Annotated in this window: 11 protein-coding genes; 5 read left to right on the forward strand and 6 right to left on the reverse strand. The window is 34.9% G+C overall.

Annotated features, from left to right (window positions below; all coding sequences use genetic code 11):
* Positions 1 to 18: 18 nt before the first annotated feature.
* The 5 genes from RM519_RS09295 to RM519_RS09315 all read left to right on the forward strand — a co-directional run bounded on the left by RM519_RS09295 (position 19) and on the right by RM519_RS09315 (position 8,361).
* Positions 19 to 1,452, forward strand: coding sequence for an MFS transporter (locus RM519_RS09295; RefSeq protein WP_311593454.1), 1,434 nt, complete (start codon positions 19 to 21; stop codon positions 1,450 to 1,452).
* 8 nt (positions 1,453 to 1,460) lie between these two features.
* Complete coding sequence (locus RM519_RS09300) at positions 1,461 to 2,345, forward strand: glycoside hydrolase family 17 protein (protein WP_311593455.1); 885 nt, start codon at positions 1,461 to 1,463, stop codon at positions 2,343 to 2,345.
* Between the two features lie 82 nt (positions 2,346 to 2,427).
* A complete protein-coding gene (locus RM519_RS09305; protein ID WP_311593456.1) occupies positions 2,428 to 5,211 on the forward strand; it encodes a TonB-dependent receptor in 2,784 nt (927 codons plus the stop codon).
* Between the two features lies 1 nt (position 5,212).
* Positions 5,213 to 6,058 carry an endonuclease/exonuclease/phosphatase family protein gene (locus RM519_RS09310; RefSeq protein ID WP_311593457.1) on the forward strand — a complete coding sequence of 282 codons (846 nt, stop codon included), beginning with the start codon at positions 5,213 to 5,215 and terminating at the stop codon, positions 6,056 to 6,058.
* 68 nt (positions 6,059 to 6,126) lie between these two features.
* Positions 6,127 to 8,361 (forward strand): multiheme c-type cytochrome, encoded by a 2,235-nt coding sequence (locus RM519_RS09315; RefSeq protein WP_311593458.1) that lies wholly within the window; start codon positions 6,127 to 6,129, stop codon positions 8,359 to 8,361.
* Here the strand turns inward: RM519_RS09315 and RM519_RS09320 are convergent.
* The 6 genes from RM519_RS09320 to RM519_RS09345 form a co-directional block, all read right to left on the reverse strand.
* Entirely contained in the window at positions 8,354 to 9,379 is a 1,026-nt protein-coding gene (locus RM519_RS09320) for a S1C family serine protease (RefSeq protein WP_311593459.1), read from the reverse strand. The two genes, RM519_RS09315 and RM519_RS09320, sit on opposite strands and share 8 nt — an antisense overlap.
* A 37-nt stretch (positions 9,380 to 9,416) precedes the next feature.
* Complete coding sequence (locus RM519_RS09325; protein ID WP_311593460.1) at positions 9,417 to 10,025, reverse strand: outer membrane beta-barrel protein; 609 nt, start codon at positions 10,023 to 10,025, stop codon at positions 9,417 to 9,419.
* Between the two features lie 44 nt (positions 10,026 to 10,069).
* Positions 10,070 to 11,086, reverse strand: a complete 1,017-nt coding sequence (locus RM519_RS09330; RefSeq protein ID WP_311593461.1) for an HAD family hydrolase — start codon at positions 11,084 to 11,086, stop codon at positions 10,070 to 10,072.
* 68 nt (positions 11,087 to 11,154) lie between these two features.
* Positions 11,155 to 12,684 (reverse strand): arylsulfatase, encoded by a 1,530-nt coding sequence (locus RM519_RS09335; protein WP_311593462.1) that lies wholly within the window; start codon positions 12,682 to 12,684, stop codon positions 11,155 to 11,157.
* Between the two features lie 17 nt (positions 12,685 to 12,701).
* Positions 12,702 to 14,234: an arylsulfatase gene (locus tag RM519_RS09340; RefSeq protein ID WP_311593463.1), complete on the reverse strand. Its 1,533-nt coding sequence runs from the start codon at positions 14,232 to 14,234 to the stop codon at positions 12,702 to 12,704.
* 65 nt (positions 14,235 to 14,299) lie between these two features.
* A complete protein-coding gene (locus RM519_RS09345; RefSeq protein ID WP_311593464.1) occupies positions 14,300 to 15,832 on the reverse strand; it encodes an arylsulfatase in 1,533 nt (510 codons plus the stop codon).
* Positions 15,833 to 15,921 lie beyond the last annotated feature (89 nt).

Here is a 15,921-nt window from a genome sequence, read left to right on the forward strand (position 1 = left end):
TAACTAAAAATAGAACTTATGGGTAAACATGTAGTAGAAAAAAATAGTCCGGTGTCATTTGGACAAAAAGTTGCATTCGGAATAGGAATGTTTGCCAACCAAATGTTTCCCGCAATATTGGGTATTTTTATGGTAGTCTTGATACAAGATCTAAAGTTTTCAGGGCTCATGTGGGGAATGATATATCTTTTTCCAAGGTTATTTGACGCCATTTCAGATCCAATCATGGGATTCATTTCAGATAACACGAAATCTAAATGGGGAAGAAGAAGACAATATGTACTCATGGGAGGGATTTTAATGGGTATTGCCTATATTTTTATGTGGCAACTATTTAAAGAAAGTACAGTTCAATACAACTTCTGGTATTTCTTTCTTTGGTCTATCGTTTTTTATTTAGGTTTAACTCTTTTCAGTGTTCCATATGTGGCAATGGGCTATGAAATGAGTGACGATTTTCACGAGCGGACCAGTATTATGGCTATTGCTCAATGGATAGGGCAATGGGCTTGGGTTATTGCTCCATGGTTTTGGGTTATTATGTACGATCCAGAATGGTTTCCATCCGCAGATGTAGCCGTAAGAGAGTTGGCAATATGGGTGGCGATTCCCTGTGCTGTTTGTGCTATTGTCCCTGCCCTTTTTATCAAAAGTAAATCTACTATAAATGAAGATTATGAGCCTTTAAGTTTTGGTAATATTAAAGGAAGTTTGAATAAAATATTTGAAAGCTTTGTAGAAGCATTTAGGATAAAAGAATTTAGAAAATTATGTATTTCAACATTCCTTATTTATAACGCTTTTATGGCGGTTTCATCACTAACACTTTTCGTGATTGTTTATAAATTATTTAATGGTGATACAGAGGCATCTGGTATTTGGGTGTCTTTATTTGGGTGTTTAGGTGCGCTAGGGACTACGTTTATTGTAATTCCAATTGTTGCATGGCTCTCAAAAAAAATAGGAAAGAAAAAAGCGTTTATGCTTTCCCAGGCTATTTCAATAATTGGGTACGCGATGCTATACTTTCTATTCGTCCCAGGAAAACCTTGGATGTACATCATTGCATTACCTTTTTTCTCATTTGGAATAGGAAGTTTATTTACCATCATGATGTCTATGACTGCTGATGTTATAGATATTGACGAATTAAATTCAGGAAAACGTAGAGAAGGAATTTTTGGAGCTATTTATTGGTGGATGGTAAAAGTAGGCTTTGCTATTGCTGGAGCACTAGGAGGAGTTATTATTTGGTTTGTAGGTTTCGAAGCAGGGGTTCCAACTACTGAACAATCAGAAGCTATAAACGGTTTGCATTTATTCTTTTGCTTCTTCCCTGTTCTGGGAACCATTGGAGCAATGTGGGTGATGAAAGATTATGATGTTGATGAAAAACGTAGTTCAGAAGTTAGATCAGCTTTGACAAAGAGAAAAGAGTTAAATAAAAAATAAAAAGATTAATGTCGTACAGAGCAGAAAAGATATTATCCTTATCAGGAATTAAAACGAAAGAAACTTCAGAAGAAGAATTAAAATCAATTTTTCAGAAAGTATTAAATAATGGAATGCATGGTTTATGCTTTAGCCCATATGAAGAAGGGCAAGAGCCAGGAGATCTAATCACGGAAGAGCAGATTAGACGACGCATGGAAATTATAAGCCCATATACTAAATGGATACGCTCATTTTCTTGTACAGATGGAAATGAAATGATACCGGTTATAGCAAAAGAATTTGGTATTAAAACAATGGTAGGAGCTTGGCTAGGAGATGATTTGAGTATAAATAAGAAAGAAATTTCAGGTCTTATTGAACTGGCCAAAGAAGGTTATGTAGATATTGCAGCAGTCGGTAACGAAGTTATGTATAGAGGCGATCTAACAGAAGAAGAATTGCTTGCATATATAAATGGAGTTAAAAAAGAAATACCAGATGTTACAGTTGGATATGTAGATGCTTACTATGAATTCTCTAAAAGACCAAAAATTACAGAAGCTTGCGATGTTGTTTTAGCTAATTGTTATCCATATTGGGAGGGATGTAGTCTTGAATATTCTTTGGTGTATATGAAAGATATGTTCCAACAAGCCAAGAAAGCTGGAAACGGTAAAAAAGTAATTATTACTGAAACCGGTTGGCCTTTTAAAGGTGAAAACTTTGAAGGAGCTATTCCGTCTTATCAAAATGCATTAATTTATTTTATTAATTCGATTAACTGGAGTGCTCAAGATGATATTGATTTATTTTATTTCTCATCTTTTGACGAATCTTGGAAAGTTGGAGATGAAGGAGAGGTCGGTGCTTATTGGGGAATTTGGGATAAAATAGAAAGACTTAAGGCTTAATTTATTTAGACTTATTTCTCTGCAATTAGTTGTGGTTATTCTTACTTTTGAAATTTAACAATTTTTATACTTTTTAAGTTTCATGAAACACTACTTTTTGCTATTTTTTTTATTTCTAGGCAGCACACTTTTTGCTCAAATAATATCAGGTAAGATATTGTCTAAATCGGGAGATCCATTGAAAGGTGCTCATGTAAGTATCTTGGGATCGTCAGTTGCCACTGTATCAGATATTGACGGTAATTTTTCATTAGAAAACTTGAATGTAAATGGGATGTTACAAATTTCTTTTTTAGGATATAAATCATTTACAATTTTGGTGGCTGAAATTGAGGGCGCTCTTCAGATTGTTTTAGATAAAGATTATTTAAATTTAGAAGAGGTTGTCGTTACAGGAACTCTAATTCCTATTTCAAATAAAAATTTGAGCGTCCCTATAAGTACAATTGGACCTAAGGAGATATCAACATTCGGTGTTTCCGGAAGTGCAGCCTTGTTAGAAAGAACACCTGGAGTGTACGTTGATGCTTCAGCAGGAGAAGTATTTACAAGGGTTTACACTCGTGGAATTTCCATTTCGGCAGAAGATGATTTAGGTTGGTATTATGTAGGATTACATGAAGATGGTTTGCCAGTTTCGGCAGTCCAATTTTCATCATTTTCACCAGATTTATTTCATAGAATAGATAACTCTATTAAAAGAGTTGAAGTGGTTCGAGGAGGTTCAGCAGCAATTTCCGGAATGAATACACCTGGAGGGGTCTTTAATTTCATATCAAACCCAATAAGTAAAATTCAGCAAGGAGCAATTTCATTAAATACAGGCGTACATAATAATGGTAATTTTTACAATAAGATTGATGCCACAATTTCAGGACCTTTAAGCGATAAGTTTGGATATAGTGTTGGTGTCTCTCATCGTTTAGATCAGGGAAACAAGAACATTGACTTTAACATGGCTAATGGAGGTCAATTAAAATTACGAACAAGTTATACATTTGAAAAAGGGAAAGTAGAGTTGTACGGAAAATATTTGGATGATCAGGTGAATAGAACGACTGGTGTAACGGCAAATAATTGGGAAAATCCAGAAGCGGCTTATGACCAATATTTTAAATCTACGGCGCAATTAATTTCAAATTCAAATAGTATGATTCCTGATGGAGTTGGAGGATATTACGAATTTGACCCATCAAACGGAATTCATACAAAAGATATTACGGGTGGGTTTTTATTTGAATCTGAGGTTTCAGAAAATTGGAAAGTAGTAAATCATATGCGGTATTCTTCAAAGTCAGCTAATTGGCAAACAAGTTTGTCAAGCGCAAAATTACCTTTAAATGGCTTCCTGCCATATTTTATTAGTGGGGCTGGATTTCCAGTGGGCCAAGTAATTTTTGACAACGCAGAAACAGGCCAAGAAATGGCTAGAGTTAATAATGCTGGTATTTTTGGAGACCCACCAAGTTTTGATTATTTAACCGATGGAACAATAGCTAATGATGCTGTTTTAGGTGTAGGAGCATGGTACAAAGACGATCATAGCGATGAGTTTATGAATCAATTATCGTTTCGAGGAGACCTGAATGACCATATTTTAAACGGAGGTGTTTTTATTGCAAATACTAATATTAGTACATTAACAAGAGCAAGTTTTGCCTATGCTTCATATGCAGCAGAGCCAACAGCCATGACCGCTCGAATTGAAAATCCAGGAGCCCCAATTGTTCAACTTTCGGATGAAAATGGATACAGTAATTATGGAGGATTATTTTATGGAAAAGGAGAAGCAAATGTAAATCAATTGCATTTGTTCGTTCAAGATCAATGGAAAGTAAATGATAAATTGATGATTGATGCAGGTCTTCGTTGGAACTCTATTGTTCATTTTGGTTCTAAGGATAGAGGGGCGCCGTTAATGAAAGATGGAGGTTATGATGGGAATCCGTTAACAGATTATGACAATGGAATTTTAATTCCGACAGGGGAAAAAGATGAGTTCGATTATAATTACAATAATTTTTCCTATTCGTTAGGAGTTAATTATGAGTTTAATCAAAATTTCAATCTTTTTGGAAGATTCTCTAACGGAGAAAAAGCGCCTGAACTCGATTATTATTTCGATAATTTTTCAAATGTTCCAATTAATGAAAAAGGACCAAGTCAACAAGTTACACAAGCAGAAGCAGGAATTAAATTTAATAGTAAGTCACTGACAATAATTCCTACACTTTTTTATAGTGAATTGAGTAATGTAGGGTTTAGTACTTTTGTTTTTGATGAGGATACCAATGGGATATTTTACACACCAATGCAATTTAATAGTACTGAAACTTTTGGACTAGAAATAGAAAGTATCTATCATCCTACAGCCGATTTTAATGTGCGATTCAACGGAACTTTACAAAATGCAAAAGCGAAAGATTTTACAGTGTATAATGCGAACGGAACTGTTGATACTGGTGACGATGAAATTATTGCTTATAACGGAAACAAATTGCCGTTTAACCCAAGTGTTATGTTCAATTTAACTCCTGAGTATACTTGGAACAAAACAGCGGTTTATGCCGATTGGCGTTTTATGGGAGAGCGTGAAGGTAATATTGCCAACGCTTTTCAATTGCCTTCCTATAGTGTTTTTAATTTTGGTGCTGTATATAAATTTACCTCTCAATTTAATGTTGGACTTCATGTTAAAAATGCTTTTGCATCAGAAGGTTTATTAAATTTTTATGGACCTAATTCCTTCGGAGCGAGTAAAGATGATGCAACCAAAGAATATATTAACAATAATCCAAACGCTGATTTTATTGTAACTCCAGTGCAAGCAAGATTGGTTCATTTAAATTTAAACTACACGTTTTAAGATGAAAAAGATAAGTTTAGTTATAGTTGTTTTAATGTTGGGAGTGCTCGGGTTCAGTCAAGAAGCAACCATTTCTGTAATGACGTATAATATTCGATTAGATGTTGCCTCAGATGGTGAAAATGCATGGCCAAATAGAAAAAAAGGATTGGTAAATCAAATACAATTTTATGAACCTTCAATATTCGGAATTCAAGAAGGACTTCCACATCAATCAGCATATTTGGATGAAGAATTAGCCGAGTATGAACATTTTGGTATTGGAAGATATGGTGAAGGAAAAGGAGAGCAGTCGGCGATTTTCTATAAAAAAAATGATTTTGAAGTTTTAGAATCTAGTACCTTCTGGTTGTCTCTAACACCCGATAAACCTTCTAAAAATTGGGACGCTGCATTGCCTAGAATTTGTACCTATGGCTTGTTTAAAGAAAAAGAATCCGGAAAGAAATTTTGGGTGTTCAATACGCATTTTGATCATATAGGAGGGGAGTCTCGTTTAAAAGCAATTGACATGATTGAAGCAAAAATTGAAGAAATGAATTCAGACAACCTACCAGTTGTTTTTATGGGTGATTTAAATGTAGAGCCTAATAGTAAGGTGATTTCAAAATTAAAGAATTTTATGTTAGATTCTTATGAATTGAGTAAAACTCCAGCTTTCGGGTCCTATGGCACTTTTAATGGCTTTAAGTTTAAAGAAGAAGTAGGCCCTAGAATTGATTATATTTTTGTTTCAAATACAGAGAACATAAAAGTTATGAAGCATGCTGTTTTAACGGATTCTAAAGATTTGAAATATTACTCCGATCATTTTGCTGTATTAGCCTTGTTATTAATAAATAACTAATCTTATTGTTATTAGCATTGGTATTATAATTTTATATTTGGGTCGAATAGAAGAATGTATTAGAAAGAATGACCCTAAAAAATAATTTAGAACATATAGCATTACATAAAAAACAAGTAAGTCTTTTTGGCTTACTTGTTTTTTTGCTGGTGTCTTGTGGTTCGAGTGAAAAGACAGAATATACAGAGATTAAAGATGGTAAAATTGTTGAAGCAAGTTTTGTAGGGTCAGAAACCTGTAAATCTTGTCATCAAGAAACATTTAATAAATGGCAAGGATCGCATCATGATTTGGCCATGGATGTAGCAAATGACTCGACCGTTTTAGGGAATTTTGATAATTCTAGAATTACGCATCAAGATATAACCAGTACTTTTTTTAAAAAGGATGATGGCTATTATGTAAATACACAGGGTTTAGATGGTTCTTTTTCAGATTATAAAATTGAGTATGTTTTTGGAGTAACCCCCTTACAGCAATATTTAATAAAGTTCGAAAACGGAGAATACCAATGCTTAAGTACTGCATGGGATTCAGTTAAAAATGAATGGTTTACGCTGAACGATCAAGTAGATATCAATCATGGAGATAGACTACATTGGACGGGTAGTGCTATGAGTTGGAACACCATGTGTGCTGATTGCCATTCCACAAATCTTCAGAAAAATTATTCGAGTAAAACGGATTCTTATAAAACTACTTTTAGCGAAATAGATGTGAGTTGTGAGGCCTGTCATGGCCCTTCAAGTTCGCATGTTTCGTTTTATGAAAATCCGACAGACGAATACCATCCACCGAGTATTTATATGAACTCCGAAATGACTTCAACAGAACTCGTAGATAAATGTGCGCGATGCCATTCTAGAAGAAGTCAGTTAACAAAGTATTTTGATTATAAAGGGAAATTCGAAGACCATTATGCACAAAGTATGTTAATTGACCCTATATATGAATTGGATGGTCAAATACGCGATGAGGATTATGTGTATGGTTCTTTTATTCAAAGTAAAATGTATCACAATGGTGTGTCTTGTAAAGACTGTCATGATGTGCATACTTTAAAATTAAAGAAGGAAGGCAATGATTTATGCATGCAATGCCATACGCCCAATTATAATGAACCATCTCATCATTTTCATGGTGTAGGTTCAAATGGTGCTCAATGTATAAACTGTCATATGCCTGGTAAAACATATATGGGTAATGATTTTAGACGTGATCATAGTTTTAGAGTACCTAGACCAGATCAAACGGTAGCCTATGGTGTGCCAAACTCCTGCACCGGATGTCATGACGATAAAACGGCACAATGGGCAGCAGATGTGGTTATAGAGAAATTTGGGACAGAAAGAGCAGATCATTTTTCAGATTATTTATTAAAAGGAGCGCATGGAGATTTATCTGCGTATGAATATTTAATGGCAAATGATAATTATCCTGATATTGCAAGAGCAACTGCGGTAAATAGGTATGCTAGTTATCCATTAAATACACAGCAAATTCAAAAGTTGGTAGGGTATTTAAATGATTCTTCGTCAACGGTAAGAAATGAAGTAGTTAGAGGAATGGAAGTATTGAATAATTCAGAAATGTCTCCAAATATAGCTGCGATGCTCCAAGATTCAGTAAGGTTGGTTCGTATTTCTACAGCGCAATATTTTAACATGATGGGGATTGATATTAGTGCCAACCCTAATTTTAAAAAGGCAAATAAAGAATTTTTAGAATCGATGAATATTAATGCAGATTTTTCAACGGGTCAGCATCAAATAGGATTGTATTATCAAGCAAAAGGGAAAGAAATAGAAGCGATTAAATCATACGAGAGAGCTGTAAAAATTGACAGGTTTAACAACCGTTCTCGTATGAATTTGGCCTTGCTGTATTACCAACAAGATAAAGTAAAAGAAAGTGAAGCGTTGTATTTAAAAGTGGTTGAGCAAGAACCTGAATTTGGGTACTCTTATTATATGCTTGGCTTATTATATAATGAAACGGGTAATATTCAGAAATCTATGGAATACATGGAACAAAGTTTAGGAAAACAACCTGTAAATCCAAATGCATTTTACAATTACGCCTTGATGTTGCAACAAGAAAATAAGTATAATAAATCTCTAGAAATTGTACGCGACGGCTTGGATTTAATGCCAAATAATGAGCGCTTATTATACGTTAAATTGATTGCCGAAATGAATACGAACAATGCAAACGCAATTAAAACTTGTGAGTTGTTGTTAAGAATTGCTCCTAATAATCAGAATTATCAGCAGATTTATAATAGATTACGAGGAACTAATTAGAGACTTCTTTGGTAATTATTTTACCAGCTCTTAAATATTTTACAGTATAAGAACCTCCTTCTTGCAGTGTCACTATTTTCTCACGTAAAGAGATTATAGCTTCTTCACTATCAAGTTTCACTCCTGCTATTTCTAATAAAATATCTCCACCAACCAATAATGGTTTTCCTTCAATTGTAGCATTTATATAACCCCCGGTCAATCCTAATTTATCTCCCAATCCTTTAGAAGCCACAGTTTGAACTAAGACTCCGGCATCTTGCGGAATATTAAAAATATCGGCCAATTCATTTTGTAATAAAACAAATTCCATCCCAGACCAAATATTTGGTTGGTCCATTAATATTTTTTGCGCTACGTTAGAAGAAGCTCCGAATCCAATACCATCAAAACCACCCGATTGTGACATGATAAAACTAGCAATAGCGATAACCTCACCATTCATATTAAACATAGGCCCACCTGAATTACCAGGGTTAATTGCAGCATCTGTTTGAATAAATTCTACTGGTAAAAAATCATCATTTAATCCTTCCTTTGCCATTTTACCACTTACGATTCCTCTAGAAAGTGTTTGTTCAATCCCTAATGGAGTTCCTATAACAAAAACATCTTCGCCAATTTTCACATCATCAGAATTTCCAATTTGGGCGATGTGCTTTTTCTTTAAATCGAATAAAGAATTAATTTTAATCAATGCCACATCTGCCATAGGACTTGAACTTAATACATCTGCTTCGTAAACATCTCCATCTGGAAACTTTACCATCACCTTTTCAGCATTGTGTACTACGTGCGATGCAGTCCAAATAAGTCCATTATAAGAAACCAAAACTCCTGAACCTAATCCTTCAGATGTTTTTACTTTTTGCTTATCTCCTAATCCTGCACTTTCTGAACTAATTGTTTTTATAACAACAACAGATGAATGAACTAAATCATACAATTCTGTTAATGATTGAGAATAAGTATGTGTGCCTATAAGAAAGGCAATAAATAGGATGGTGATTTTTTTCATAATAATGTTGTTGATTTTGAAGGAGCAAAATTAAAATTTATTTACCTAAGCCAAAAATTAAACCGCCTGTAAAATTTAGTTGTAATAAACTTCCACCAGTCGAAACTGCACCCCCTCCTGGACCAATATAAATACTACCCCATTGAATAGGCATAAGCAACTGTCCTTGTAATCTAAATCCAAGTCTTTTTGAGAAATAATAACGCAACCCACCAGAAATACCAATAGTAAATTTGGTATTAGAACTATAAGACGAGTCATCTGGATTGAAAGATGTCCATCCCAATGATGCTCCGGCAAATGGCTTAGCATCTCCGTAGCCAAAGGAATGTATAGCACCTAGTTGAAAGTGATTTGCTTGGATATCTGTAATATGAACTTCTATTGGAAAATATTGATAATCTTCAGTTCTAATACTTGCATTTTGCTGCGCCCAAAAGAATTCAGCTTCAACATCTGGACTTATTTCCATATTTACCGTAATTCCATATTGATCTGAATCAGTCATCTTCACATAACCTCCATAGTAATGGTATTTGGCTCCAACCTGATACCCATACTGCGGTGTAATTTCAAATTTTTGTGCTTGTACAGAAAAAGAAATTAGAAATAGACCGGCGATAAATAAGTAGATTGATTTTTTCATAGTTTTAGTTTTTAGTAGTACAAAAATATTGATTTTAAAATTGGTTATTCCAAATCATGCGGATATATCACTTTCCAATCATTTTTCATATCAATAATTGTCCATCCTTTTTCTTGAGCCTCATCCAAACCTTTGTCTAAACGACCAATGTGCGAATCTCTATCATAGGCCCATTCGCGTTCGGCATCGGTGTGATGTAGATATAATTGGAAACTTTTATAAGAATTAGAATCCGTCCATTGTAGCATTTGTAAATCACCATCAGAGTTACCCGAAGCAAAAACAGGTTTACGACCAATATATCTGTTTATACCAACTGGTTTCCCTCCTTTGTCATCAATAAAGTTCATTTTTGGCAAACGTCTAATTACAGGGTTTCCGTTGTTGTAATCAAACTCGGTTACAATGCTAGATCCCACAACCTGATCTTGTGGTATGCCATACACTTCTTCCGACCAAGGACGCATAAATTCAATACCACCTCCAGAAACGATAAAACATTTAAAATCATTGGCACGCAAATAATCTAACAATTCGAGCATTGGTTGATATACCAATGCATTGTAAGGTTTGTCAAATCTCGGATGCTTGGCAGTTGCCAACCATTGTTTTACATCTTCTTCAAATTCATCTGTGGTAATTCCTCCATGAGTTGCCATAACCAATTCAATCAATCCATGTTCACCCTGTTTTAATAAAGCAGGCATATCATCTTCCAAAACGGCTTTAAATGGTTGTTGATCTTTCCATTCTGGATGTTCGGAAGCCAAAGCTTTCACTCTGTCTATTGCAAAGAACAATTGGAAATAGGCAGGTTGCTCTGACCAAAGATTTCCATCATTATCAAATGTAGCAATTCTATCTACAACTGGAATAAAGTTCTTACTTTCTTTATTGGTAATATCATTAACATAATTAAGGATGGCTTTTTTTGAAGCCACATCGTTCCAACTTGGTAATGGAGTTGTTGTTTTTGAATCAATATCAGCATTTACACTTGTTGTGCAAGAAGTGAAACTAATAAAAAGGATGGCGAATGATGAGTAAATTATATTTTTCATATCAATTGAAATTAAAAACCAGTTATCTAAATTAATAAATAACTGGTTTTGATAAAATTATAATGGAATTAATTCTTTTTAGCACTTTGCATTTGCTCTAAAACTTTATCTAAACTGAAACTTCCTACTTCTTGTCGTTGTGGGAACTCCTTAAATGTTGATAAAAACTCAGCAATTTTTGCTTGAGCAGGAACTAACATAAACATACGTTCTGCCAACCAATGATTATAATCTTCAGAATCATGTTGTGCTCTTTCAAAAGGGTCACCATATAAATCCATAAGCATTGGGAACCTTAATTCGGTATATTTTTTTTGCCATACATTAAATCCATGGTTTTCTTGAATTTTAAAGTGCATTTTCCATCTTTTATATCTGAATGCATTTAAACTTCCATCATCGTCAAAATAGAAAATTTCATTTCTGGGACTTTCATCAGTTTCTCCTGTTAAATACGGTAAGAAATTATAACCATCTAAATGTACTTTATAGTCTCTTCCCATTGCAGAATGTCCTGTTAATAATTTCTCTTTCACATCAGATTCTCCAGCTGCGGCTAAAAAAGTAGGTAGCCAATCTTCTCCAGAAATAATAGCATTACTAACTTGTCCTGGTTTAATTTTTGCTGGCCATTTAATTAAACAAGGAGCTCTAAATCCACCTTCCCAAGTAGTCGCTTTTTCACCTCTAAAAGGTGTCATCCCTCCATCCGGCCAAAAAATAATTTCTGCACCATTGTCTGTTCCGAAAATTACTATGGTATTTTCTTCAATGCCTAATTCATCTAAAGTAGCGGTTAATTCTCCTACGATATCATCCAATTCGACCATACCGTCAGCATATACACCTAGTCCAGTTTTTTCTTTATACTTATCTTGTAAATGTGTCCAAACATGCATTCTTGTAGAATTATACCATGTAAAAAACGGTTTTCCTTCTCCAGCAGATTTTTTCATAAAGGCAATGGCAGCATCTTTTGTTTCATGATCTACAGTTTCCATTCTTTTCTTAGTCAATGGCCCTGTATCTTCAATTTTACCATCTGATGACGATTTAATCACGCCCCTCGGACCGAATTTTTTCTTAAATTCAGCACCTTCAGGGTAATCAGGATGCTCAGGTTCTTCTTCTGCATTTAAATGGTAGAGGTTCCCTAAAAACTCATCAAAACCATGATTGGTAGGTAAATGCTCGTCCAAATCACCTAAATGATTTTTTCCAAATTGACCCGTTGCATAACCGTGATTTTTAAGTAGCCCCGCAATTGTCGGGTCTAAAATATTTAATCCCTCTTTAGCACCAGGTAAACCAACTTTGGTTAATCCAGTTCTATAAGGAGATTGTCCCGTTATAAATGCAGACCTACCTGCGGTACAAGATTGTTGGGAATAGTAATCGGTAAATACAATACCGTCTTTTCCAATTTTATCAATGTTTGGAGTTTTATAACCCATCATTCCCATATTGTAAATACTTGGGTTAGACCATCCAATATCATCTCCCCATATCACAAGGATGTTTGGTTTGTCTTGTGCAAAGACAGAGATGCTTAATAAAAGAAGCATTCCTAAAATTGATATTTGTTTTATATGTTTCATAGTTTTTGATTTATATTTTAATGTTCACCGGGGCTAGCTAATTTTTCCATTACTTTTTCCAAACTAAAACTTGCCGCCTTCATTCTTGGAGGGTAGTCTTTAAAAGTCATTAAAAATTGACCAACAATATCTTGTGCCGGTACTAATAAATAGGCCCTGTCCAACAACCAGTCATAATAGGTGTTAGAAGTTATAGGTGCAATTTCATAAGGGTCTCTTCTTAAATTAAGAATTAAAGGAATTCTTAAAGGAGTAAATGGGTTAGCCCATAACCCTAGGGTTCCATCCATTCTTTGCTCCATGAAAATTAATTTCCAATCGTCATATCGCATAGCAGTTAAATCACCATCATCAGAAAAATAAAAGATTTCGTGTCTTCTGCCTTCTTTTTCTTTACCCGTAATATGCGGTAACATATTGTAACCGTCTAAATGTACTTTAAATGTTTTCCCATCAATCGTTTTTCCTTTAAGCAATTCATCCTTTACATTTTCATTTCCGGCGGCAGCCAAAAATGTTGGCAACCAATCCATACCAGATATGATAGTGTTAGAAACTGATCCCGCCTCAATTTGTCCAGGCCAACGAATCATAGATGGCGTTCTCCAGCCACCTTCCCAGTTGGTGTTTTTTTCACTTCTAAAAGGAGAAGATGCAGCATCTGGCCAAGTGTTTTTATGTGGCCCGTTATCTGTTCCGTACTGTACAATTGTATTATCGGTAACACCTAATTCATCTAATAAATCCAATAATTCTCCAACATGCATGTCATGCTCAACCATCCCGTCTCCATAAACGTCTTGACCAGATATTCCCTTATGTTCTTCTTTTACATGTGTTCTAAAATGCATTCTAGTTCCGTTCCACCAAACAAAAAATGGCTCTCCAGATTTAACAGCATTTCTTATAAATACTTTTGCTGCAGCAATAGTTTCATCATCTACAGTTTCCATTCTCTTTTTAGTCAAAGGTCCTGTATCTTCAATTTTTCCATCCGAATAAGAGTGAATTACCCCTCTTGGTCCATATTTTTTTCTGAAGTCTGGATATTTTGCTGGATCTGGATAATCTTCATTTTCTGGCTCCTCTTCAGCATTTAAGTGGTATAGATTTCCAAAGAACTCATCAAATCCATGATTGGTTGGTAAGTGCTCATCACGATCACCTAAATGGTTTTTTCCGAATTGTCCTGTTCTATAGCCTAATGGTTTTAGTAATTCTGCAATAGTTGGGTCCTCAGAAGAAATACCTTCTTTTGCTCCTGGTAAACCAACTTTGCTTAATCCTGTTCTAAAAACACTTTGACCCATAATAAATGAAGAACGACCTGCAGTACAAGATTGCTCAGAATAATAATCTGTAAATATCATACCTTCTTTAGCAACACGATCAATATTTGGAGTTTGGTACCCCATCAACCCCATTGTGTAGGCACTGATATTAGACTGCCCAATATCGTCTCCCCATATGACGAGGATGTTAGGTTTGTCTTGTGCAAAAATTGAAATACTCATTAAAAAAAGTACTCCCAGAATAGATGTTTGTTTCATAGTAGTTTGTTTTAATTAGAAAAAAGAAGTCGCAGTCTGCGACTTCTTAAGTTACAATTTATTTTTTAATTCTGTGGTTTAACACTTAGAGATTGAACGACTTTGTCCACTCCAAGAGAACTTCCTTGAACAGGAGGGAATTCTTTAAAGGTTTCTAAGAATTTCCCAACATAAGCTTGTGCGGGAACAAATGTCCACATATTATCTGCAAACCAACGAATGTATAAGGCAGACTCCATAGATACTTCAAACGGATCGGCTCTTAAGTTAATCAAGATTGGCCAAGATGGTGTTTTTCTATAAGCTTCGTTAATGGCGCCTTCCATTATAGTAAAGTGTAATTTCCAATCTTTATAACGCAAGGCATTTAAGTTACCACCAGCATCGAAGTAGAAAATTTCATTTCTTGGCGATTCAGCAACATCTCCCTTTAAATAAGGCATCATATTGTAACCATCTAAATGTACTTTGAAGTCTTTTCCATTAGCAGAATGACCATTTAATAATTTTTCTTTGATATTAGAATCACCAGCAGCAGCTAAAATTGTAGGTAGCATATCTTCGTGAGAGAAAATACCATTTTCTTTTGTTCCTGGTTTGATAACTCCTGGCCAACGGATAGCACATGGTGCTCTAAATCCACCTTCCCAAGTAGTTCCTTTTTCCCCTTTAAACGGAGTTGTTCCGCCATCAGGCCAAGTGAATTTCTCAGCACCATTATCTGTAGAATACATGATGATGGTGTTGTCAATAATTCCTAGTTCCTCTAGTCTTGTAAGAACACGTCCAATTGATTTGTCATGTTCTACCATTCCATCAGGATACAATCCAATTCCAGTTACACCTTGGCTCTCTTCCTTTAAATGCGTCCAAACGTGCATACGTGTTGCGCTCAACCAAACAAAGAAAGGTTGCTTGTTTGCATGTGCTTTCTCTATAAAGGCAATTGCAGCATCTGTAAATTCATCATCTGCAGTCTCCATACGCTTTCTTGTTAAAGGTCCCGTATCTTCAATTTTACCATCAGAGTAAGAATGAATCACACCTCTTGGTCCAAATTTCTTATGGAACTCTGGGTCTTTTGGGTAATAATATGTTTCTGGCTCTTCCTCAGCATTTAAGTGGTATAAGTTTCCGAAGAATTCATCAAAACCATGATTTGTTGGTAAGTGCTCATCTCTATCACCCAAGTGATTTTTTCCAAACTGCCCAGAAGTATAACCGTGTGGTTTTAATAATTCTGCTATTGTAGGTTGATTGTCTTGGATTCCTTGTTTTGCACCTGGCATACCAATGGTTAACAACCCCGTTCTAAAAGGATGTTGCCCTAAAATAAATGCGGCTCTACCAGCAGTACAGGATTGTTGCGAATACCAATCTGTAAACATGGCGCCTTCATTAGCTATACGGTCAATGTTTGGTGTTTGATAACCCATCATTCCGTGGTTATAAGCACTAATATTGTCCCAACCAATATCATCTCCCCAAATCACCAAGACATTTGGTTTTTCTGTTTGGGCATTTGCAATTGCTCCGACTAAAAAGAGTAAGGAAGCAAATACAATAGATTTAAAATTCTGTGTAGATTTTGTTTTCATAAATAAGCATTAAAGTTAATAATCTGCAATACTCAATAACCTCATAACAGGAAATTGATCTAAGTAAAAGTCATAGAGGGTTGCAATTT

This window comes from Urechidicola vernalis (assembly GCF_031846385.1).
Classification (GTDB): Bacteria; Bacteroidota; Bacteroidia; order Flavobacteriales; family Flavobacteriaceae; genus Urechidicola; species Urechidicola vernalis.